We start from the raw sequence: 8763 nt of genomic DNA, 5'->3' as shown, positions 1-8763 counted from the left end.
GAGGGAAACCCTCCTGCAGTACTGGCTCCGCAAGGCACTTCTCTGTGCAGCACTGGTCTCACCAAGTCACCAAGCCAGAAGTCAGAATCAAATGTATTGCTATTCAAACCCCAACCAATTGTGGACACTGAAAAAGCGCACGCTCGACCAGTCCTTAATGAGGTGGGTAGGTATAGTAAGGAACGCTTAACGCTTAACAGGCGTGTGAAAGTCTGGTGATGTCCGTTTTTTCTCATAAGTTCATGTCCTAATCTACCTGGCAACGGATATAGCTGAGTACCAGGCGATCGCTCTTGCCAAATTATAGATGGTCAACGCCGGGAGGGCAGGGTGTAAGGGGTGTAAGAGGGGAAAAATATAAAAAACCTTTCCCTTTTAACTTTTGCCTTTTCCCTGCAAGAGTGGCAATTGTTACTTTTGCAATCTTGTTTAATTGAGTCTATGGGATGTCACCGGACTTGGCTTAGTCTTGGAGAATCCCGGCACCTTTAGCGTGGTGGGAATGTCAATCAGCATCCTCCTGTAGATTTTGTGCGAGTGTTGACAGCTTGTCTAAAGACTTAGCTACTGCCAGGACTTGTTCCGAAGTCTTGCTGGCAATACTGACAACTTCTAGAATAGATTGGCTTGCTGAGGTTGAAGTTTTTGCTTGGACAGGAGCAGTTTGGACAAGTTCCTCGACCAGTTTTTTCATTTGCTCACTGAGCATAATAATCTGATTGAACTTCTCCTGAGTTTCCTGCGCCAATCTAATCCCCCTCATCGCCTGTTCTGCCCCGTATTCTATAACAGCAACTACTTCATTGGCTTGTGTCTGAATTTCTGGAACGAGTAATTGTACTTCTGCAATACTCGCTTCTAATTGATGCACTTGAGAAAGTGCTTGGTCAGCGAGCCAAGCAAATTGTTCACCACCTTCTGTGGTGCGACTTGCTTCAAGTACTGTATTCATAGCTTGGAGCTTTATTTGAAATGCTATATGACTAATGAGGCCCACGAGCTGGGAGAACTTTTGAAAAGGTTGGTCTAGACGCTCGACCTTCTCGACAGCTTCCATAACCTTTACTTGGACATCACACAAGTTTTCTAAAATCGGGTCTATCGACGAATGTCCATCGTGTACTGCCTGAGTGAGCTGCTGCTCTTGCAGTTCTGCTTGTTGGGCACAAATCAGCATTTCCATAGCCGAATCAACTAACGCTTGAATTTGATTGTAGGCACCAGTAAGGGACTCAACCTGGCTAAGAGCCTCACCTGAAAGGGTTTGGACAGATGTTTGACTACCTCTGAGCAACTCAAGTACCATGAGCTGGAGTGCTTCTTTTTGTTCACGCTGCTCGTAAGAGGTCGCTTCAGCAGATTGGTACGCCTGCTCTACCTTGTTTAGGAGTCTGGCATGGTCGAGAGCAAATCCCACCTGCGTAGCTATTTGGGTGAATAAATCAATTTCATACTGCTGCCAATCACGAGGTCCTGAACACTGATGCGCAATCAATAAGCCAAATAACTGGTCATCTTTGAGAATGGGCGCAACCAAATTTGCCTTAACAGCAAACGGTTCGAGTTGGCTAATGTGACAAGTAGTCAAACCAGCTTCATAAATGTTATTGGTAGCTTGAACTCTACCAAATCGGTACTTTTCCACATAGCCCTCAGCAAAGCAGGGGTCTTTGATTTTGGCTCGCAACGCTTTGGGAAAACCTGGAAGCACTGATTCTGCAATCACAGTTCCATACCAATTGCTGTCAAACCCATAAACCAGTACTCGGTCAGCGCTCATTGCTTTGCGGGTTTTTTCAACAGTGGTTTTGAGGACATCCTCTTCGTTGAGCGATTCTCGAATGCGGCGGGTAATATTTATAAATGCTTGAGCTTGATCGGCTTTTGTATCTATCCGTTCTAAGAGCTTAACGTAGTCAAGAGCAAATCCCACTTGTGCCGCTATTTGAGCAAACAAATCAATCTCATACTGCTGCCATGTACGAGGTTCAAAGCACTGATGTGCAATCAATAAGCCAAATAGCTGGTTGTTTTTGAGAATGGGTGCGATTAGATTAGATTTTACAGCAAATCGCTCTAGCAACCCAATATGACAATCAGTGAGATTAGCTTGATAGATATCATCAATAGCACGAACACGACCATTTCGATATTGTTCGACATACCCTGTTTGGAAACAGGGGTCTGAGATGGTAGTCCATAGGATTTTTGGCAACTCAGGTGCTGCAGATTCTTCTACAAAAGTTCCATCCAAGTTAGAATCAAAACGAAAGATGGCAACGCGGTCAATTCTTAGAGCCTTGCGAACTTCTTCTACAGTGGTTCGCAAAATATCTTCTTGAGTGAGTGATTGGCGAATACCGCGGCTAATGTTGTGAAACACCTGGGAGCGTTCGGCTTCGGCTTCTTGTTTCCAGAGTAAATCCGGAAGCTGTTCTTTGACGAAGTTGATGTTTGTCTCTAAGACAGCCAGTTCATCTTTGCTGACGATGGAGGTGCCAGAATCCGCGCTTTCTCGACGTAACCTATTCACCATAGTGGTAGAGACTGAGGCGGCGTTCAGGATTGGACGAATGGCGCGAATCCCTAAAATTGCAGCGATCGCACCTGCCAATACTGCCGTCACCCCCGTTTCAATTAACAGCAGTGACAGCAGTCTATGTAGTCCAAGTTCAGCTTCTGCCAGACTTGTGGTATCTGCTTGTCTTGCTTGGGAAATCTGTTTGGCTGTCAACTGGCTACCAAAGTAGTAAGTAGTTGTCCCTACTGTCAGCACAGGGAGCATACTAACAAGCATAGCCCAAGCTATTGCCTTGGTTTTCAAACTCCATTCCTGTGGCCTGTGCTTCGGATCAGCAGACTCTTGAAGCCCTTTTGACTGATTCAACTGTTGCTCGGCTTGCTTTTGAGAAGAAGGCTGAGTCATAGAAAAAATCTACTTTTGCTGCAAAAATTTATTGAGGACATAGGTGTTAGTTGCGATATTGACTTCCCCAACTAAGAAGGTAGGGTAACGCACCTTTAGGATTACTGCAATCAACAATTAGGGGTGTTAGGGTAAAATTAATGGCGGCACCAAACCCGCCACGTTATTGTTGACCACTGTATCAAACATGAGGTGAGGGCGGTGAGTATTCTTTTGGCTCTGTTTGCTTGGTGTACAATAAGTACATTTTCAAAGTCCCTCCTAAACCCCAACAAAATCTGCACCTTTGCACCCGCGCGTTTTGGTAAAAGGTAGATTTAAACAGTCGCAATCTTCTCCTGATTTTATCTGGGGCTTTTGTGTAAGAGTGCGCGCTACCATAAGTATCGGTAAAATTTAGAGTTCGGTACAACAAGCGGCAAAGTAACCCTAAAAGTTTGGCATAGTTTGCTTTTCACTCCTTAGGCTTTCTGCCTCTCCTCAAGGATTTGATGTTGCGAGTTAAGAATTTTTATGTATTTAGTATTTTATGCTATTAAAATATATTATTTTATGGATTGATTCAAGTGAATGATATAAATTTGTCAATTTTTTTGTAACTTTTTTAGGTGCGGCAAGTAGCTAGATAAAACGCTGGTTTTGGGGGTAGCTAATTAACTAGTCACAAAGTCATCGGCAAAAATATCATCTGGAAAGAATGCAGCGTCTAATTCTTCAACTGTATTCACCACGAGTGCACTATCAAGAAATTCGTTGCGGCGTTCGCAGGATGTTTCAGCAATTAACAAACACCCGTGACACGCAGAACCGTGCAGAAAGCGTTCTTCGCGGGGGTTCTCCGGTTCGTGTTGAGCGCAAACCGGGTCATTCGAGCAAAGTCTTCCTAACCCCAGGGCTTTTCCGAGATGGTAATCAATGGGTGTACCAACTTCTACTAAACCACCCAAAGTCCCTTCAGAACCTGAAGAACCTGTATAAAGTAAAATTCAATACCCAGAATCGCTTGCATAAATGCGTTCACGGATGGCACTCGCAGCATAGCCGCATTCGAGGGATACTGCTGTAATCAACAAGTGAGATAGCGAGTGCAGCATGATGTATTTTACACCTGGGAATGTGGCTTTATCCCGGGGAATTCCTTTGCTATCAAGCCATTTGAGAAAACCACGGTTTAAATCTTCCGCCCGCTTCTTCACCGCATCGCGCTTGAACCATTCCTCTATGACTTGCTTATGAAACGAGATAAAGACACCTTCGCCTTTGTTTTCAATGGCAGGTATCCAGCTTGTTTCAAAATCAAGGGCAGCGCGACGGACATTAATCGCTAATTCGTCGATTTCACCCTCAATATTTGGCATTGCGGCTTCAAAGCGGGTAAAACCAGTGAGGGCTATGACTTCGCGCAGGCGATGGACTAGCACTACGTGACTCAGCAGTCAGACCTGAAGCAAACAAAACAGTTGTTTCCCAATTACAAGAATGTTTGGGTACAATCTCAGCAAGTTAATCTACAACGCTTGAATAAGGCTTGGAAGAAATGGTTGTTTCCCGACAAGAGTGGCAAAAGGGGAGGCAGACCGAAGTTTAAGAAGTCGGGACAAATGCGTTCTTTCGTGTTTCCACGAGTCAATAATCCCAAGGCAGGGGCTTTTTTAGAGAACGGAGTATTGCGTTTGTCTAAGATTGGCTTAATGCCCGTAATCATGCATCGACCATTACCAGTCGGGTTTAATCTCAAACAGGCAACGATAGTCAAAAAAGCGGATGGTTGGTATGTGTGCTTGTCCCTAGAAGATGACACAGTGCCATCACCATTGCCATTAGATGAAGTGAAATCTACTGTTGGCGTGGATGTAGGATTAAAAGAATTTCTGACCACATCATTGGGCGAAACAGTGCCCCCAAGCAAGCCATACCGCACTGCACAAAATCATTTAGCCCGACAACAAAAATTTTTATCCCGCAAGCACAAAGGGTCTAATGGCTACAAGAAGCTGCAAAACAAGATTGCTCGCATTCACCAACGAGTGGGGCGGGTGAGAGAAAATTTTCACTACAATACGGCACACAAACTGGTTAAACGCTATGACTTAATTGCAGTTGAAGACTTGAATATCCGAAGTTTAGCTCGCACTCCTTTGGGTAAATCAATCCTAGATGTGGCTTGGGGTAGTTTCATTAACAAGCTGGAAGCAGTGGCAGTCAGATGCGGCGTTCACCTTGTTAAAGTTAATCCTTATGGCACAACTGTGGATTGTTCAAATTGTGGGGCGAAAGTACCTAAAACCCTGTCGATACGTACTCATGAATGCCATAAATGCAATGCGGTCATCGACACAGACGAAAACGCGGCTCGTAATATCTTGCAACGAGCATTAAACGCCGTGGGACTCATGGTGTCTGCTGGTGGAAGCTTAGGGGATGCCCAGCCTATGAAGCCAGAAGCTTGGGGTTGGAATGGAGTACAGACAACTTAATTTTGACTCTTAGAAGCTCCCGTTATATCATGTCCGCATAATCGCTTACGAAAAAAAAAGAAAGTAAAAATATGACTTATGCCAAAACGAATCAGTATAGCCGAGCATTTAAATATCTCTGAATTAGAGCAACTTTACAAACAAGCTAAGGACGGAATAGAAAGTCGTAACGCTCGCCGCTTGGGTTGCTTCCCCCGGCAGACTTTACGTCAGTATCAAATTATATGGTTACTAGCGCAAGGCAAGAAAACAGAGGAAGTAGGGGAAATAACGGGCTATAGCAGAACATGGATTTACGCACTGGTAAAAAGGTATAACGAGTTGGGTATTTCTGGGCTGTGCGATTCGTTGATATCTGAATCACGGTTAAAATCCGCAAAATAAGATATCCAGTCAATCATTTTTGACTGAACTCTAGACAAAAGATGTAGGTGAAAGCCCTATCCTCCAAGTTCAGGAGTGACTCCTTACCTGTCCACACCGAGCAAACTCGGAATTTTGCAGAGTGAAGCTGGAAGCAGGGCGCAATCAGACGGCAGTTATGGGCTGACACTGGCGCTAACAGGGAGTGTACAAGGTGAGACAGAACCTAAAAAAGCAACCCAAAGTAAAGCAGGGCATAACATAAAAACCCCTGACTTCGTTAGAGACAAAACCCCGTCGATGTTAGTCCAGCAAGCGACAAGAACAAGGGGTTCTAACGGTTGAAGTGGTTACACCTAAAATACACAAAACAATCTAATCTAGGGAACGAAGAAAAACGGGTTAGGAGTCTTGAGAAAGGTCGAAAACTCAGGTAAACCAGACGAGAGGTGTAAACCTCCTAACACGGGTAGGATACGGCGTAATTGCTGTAAGGTGTTCAGAAAACATTCTTAGGAGTCAGAGCATGATTAGACACAGTAGCAATACTAGTGAATCTTGGAGCAAATTACCCTGGAAGAAATTCCGGCGCAATTTATTCCGCCTACAAGTTAGAGTGTTCAAAGCAGTTAAAGCAGGAGACATGCGGAAAGCGCGGTCACTTCAGAAACTGATTCTGAAATCCAAAGCTGCACGGCTATTGGCTATACGTCAAGTAACTCAGCTTAATGCTGGTAAGAGGACTGCGGGTATTGATGGCAAAGCGTCCCTCAACTTTGAAGAACGCCTTGCACTTGAGGAACACCTCAAGCTCAATTACTCTAATTGGCATCATAACAGATTACGGGAAATCCCGATACCTAAAAAGGACGGAACATTCCGGACTTTAAAAGTCCCCACTATCACAGACAGAGCATGGCAATGCCTTGCAAAGTTTGCTCTAGAACCAGCACATGAAGCAACATTCCATGCACGGAGCTATGGATTCAGAACAGGACGCTCAGCACATGATGCACAGAGACAAGTCCTCAACAGCCTAAACTCCTACGCAAATGGAATAGAAAAGCGAGTAATAGAACTCGATATCGAAAAATGCTTCGACCGGATAAGCCACACAACTATCATGGATAACTTGATAGCACCAAAAGGGATGAAAATTGGTATCTTTCGATGCCTAAAAGCCGGAATACATCCCAACTTTCCAGAACAAGGAACCCCCCAAGGTGGTGTGGTAAGTCCCCTACTAGCTAATATTGCACTCAATGGAATAGAAAGTGTCCACAGGTATCACAACCAAGGGTCAAAGATAACCGATAGGACATCTCCTAACAAGATAATAGAACCAACCGTCCGCTACGCTGACGACATGGTAATTTTTCTTAAACCCAAAGATAATGCAAAAGAAATACTTGAAAAGATAAGCCAATTCCTAGCAGAAAGAGGAATGAAAATCAGTGAGAAGAAAACCAAGATAACCGCATCGACAGATGGTTTCGACTTTTTAGGCTGGCACTTCAAGGTACAGAACAACGGGAAAGTAAGAAGCACTCCCTCGCTGGAGAACTTCAAGAAATTCCGTCAAAAAGTAAAAACTATCGTCAACTGCTCTAATTATGGTTCCGAGGTAAAAGCTGAGAAATTAGCCCCCTTGGTTAGAGGATGGAGGAATTACCACCGCTTCTGCAAAATGGATGGAGCACGGTTCTCACTATGGTTCACCAGACGCAAAGCATTCAAGGTATTCAACAAAGAAACAAAGAATGACAGATGGTCATGCGCAACGCTGACTAACAAAGCATTCCCAGCAGTTTCTTGCTCCGAAAGAAAATATGTCATGGTCAAAGGTAACAAATCACCGTACGACGGAGACATCCAGTACTGGAGCGAGCGTAACAGCAAGCTCTACGATGGCGAAACCTCTAAAGCCTTAAAACGGCAAAACCATGCATGTGGTCACTGCGGCATGAAGATGCTACCAGGTGAAACAATCCACCTACATCATGTAGATGGTAACCACCAGAACTGGAAAGCAAACAATCTTCTAGCCATACATCAAAGTTGTCACAACTACATCCACATGAGCAAGGGGAAACCTTAGAACATCGGGAGCCGGATGCACGGAAACGGGCACGTCCGGATCTAACTGAGAGGGACGGAGCATAATAGCTCCTCTCGACTCAAACCACATTGCTCTGTTGTACCCAACTTAGGTAGTGTCCAGTGAAGGCGTTGCTTGGCAAATCGATACCAGTGGTCCACGGCAAAGCGACGTAGATACTGACGCCAAATTTGGGATAATTCGGGTATTCCCTCACCTACCCAGATCAGCCATAAAGGTTTAGCTGTTCGGATGAGCCCTTCGTCAAGTCGCTCAACTTGAATCAAATCCATGTTGATCTTGGCAGAGTGTTGGAAATGGAGATTGCACCATAGACGTAGGCGCATTCGCCCCAATTTTAGGTCGAGTATCTCTAACATTTTGTCAGGTGTCCACCATGAAGTTTCGTCGTTGAGTTTAAATTTATTCCCATGAACACGAGGACGACCAATACGCCGCGCTATCCTTCCCTACCCCGCCTGCGGCTGAGGGTAGGGAAGGATAGCGCAATACGTTCAAGGAATTTTCTGATCAGGCTATTTGTATAGAAACTGAGATGAAAAAGGGGTGTAAGGCTGTAGGGGAAATACATTTTCATCTAAGGTTCGTGAGATTTTCCCGTGATTAGCTGACATGAAAAATCAGGGGCGAGAGGCGATCGCCTCTCGCCTCTGGCTTATCGCGCAATGTTCTGGAGAAACCGCCTCAAGAAAGTAACATTTGGTTCAATCCTGGCGATTATAAATCGCGGCTACACGAGACAAAACCCCTCCGGGTATCTCCTCTGCCCAGACGCTACTTTGTAAGTCCCAAAGGGACACCCTTACGCGTATCTCCTGCCCAGACGCTACTTTGTAAGTCCCAAAGGGACACGCTTACGCGTTCGCTCGATTCGTGCG

Annotated in this window: 7 protein-coding genes and 1 pseudogene; 3 read left to right on the top strand and 5 right to left on the bottom strand. The window is 44.9% G+C overall.

The genetic code is table 11. The features are described 5' to 3' along the window. The 4 genes from AC5590_RS10125 to AC5590_RS10110 all read right to left on the bottom strand — a co-directional run. On the bottom strand, nucleotides 1-236 hold a 236-nt coding region (locus AC5590_RS10125), incomplete at its 3' end, for a hypothetical protein (protein WP_211178758.1). A 269-nt stretch (nucleotides 237-505) separates the two neighbouring features. Then, complete coding sequence (locus tag AC5590_RS10120; RefSeq protein ID WP_169268592.1) at nucleotides 506-2926, bottom strand: methyl-accepting chemotaxis protein; 2421 nt, start codon at nucleotides 2924-2926, stop codon at nucleotides 506-508. 653 nt (nucleotides 2927-3579) lie between these two features. After that, the gene (locus AC5590_RS10115) at nucleotides 3580-3873 is read right to left on the bottom strand and encodes a hypothetical protein (protein ID WP_248277415.1); all 294 of its coding nucleotides are present in this window, start codon (nucleotides 3871-3873) and stop codon (nucleotides 3580-3582) included. A 39-nt stretch (nucleotides 3874-3912) separates the two neighbouring features. Beyond that, the gene (locus tag AC5590_RS10110; RefSeq protein ID WP_246162588.1) at nucleotides 3913-4347 is read right to left on the bottom strand and encodes a DUF1998 domain-containing protein; all 435 of its coding nucleotides are present in this window, start codon (nucleotides 4345-4347) and stop codon (nucleotides 3913-3915) included. A 3-nt stretch (nucleotides 4348-4350) separates the two neighbouring features. On the opposite strand from AC5590_RS10110, the gene AC5590_RS10105 reads away from it, so the two are divergent. The 3 genes and pseudogenes from AC5590_RS10105 (at nucleotide 4351) to AC5590_RS10095 (ending at nucleotide 7864) form a co-directional block, all read left to right on the top strand. Continuing rightward, complete coding sequence (locus AC5590_RS10105; protein ID WP_211178757.1) at nucleotides 4351-5403, top strand: RNA-guided endonuclease InsQ/TnpB family protein; 1053 nt, start codon at nucleotides 4351-4353, stop codon at nucleotides 5401-5403. 78 nt (nucleotides 5404-5481) lie between these two features. Beyond that, a pseudogene (locus AC5590_RS10100) lies at nucleotides 5482-5742 on the top strand (helix-turn-helix domain-containing protein); the annotation flags it as partial. A gap of 550 nt (nucleotides 5743-6292) precedes the next feature. Beyond that, the gene (locus AC5590_RS10095; RefSeq protein ID WP_169268591.1) at nucleotides 6293-7864 is read left to right on the top strand and encodes a group II intron reverse transcriptase/maturase; all 1572 of its coding nucleotides are present in this window, start codon (nucleotides 6293-6295) and stop codon (nucleotides 7862-7864) included. 41 nt (nucleotides 7865-7905) lie between these two features. On the opposite strand, the gene AC5590_RS10090 is transcribed toward AC5590_RS10095, so the two are convergent. After that, the gene (locus tag AC5590_RS10090; protein WP_169268590.1) at nucleotides 7906-8244 is read right to left on the bottom strand and encodes a hypothetical protein; all 339 of its coding nucleotides are present in this window, start codon (nucleotides 8242-8244) and stop codon (nucleotides 7906-7908) included. Between the last annotated feature and the right edge of the window lie 519 nt (nucleotides 8245-8763).

Source organism: Brasilonema octagenarum UFV-OR1 (genome assembly GCF_963888615.1).
GTDB lineage: Bacteria > Cyanobacteriota > Cyanobacteriia > Cyanobacteriales > Nostocaceae > Brasilonema > Brasilonema sennae.
Note: the sequence above shows the minus strand (reverse complement) of the source record. Positions and strands in the feature narration are given on the sequence as shown.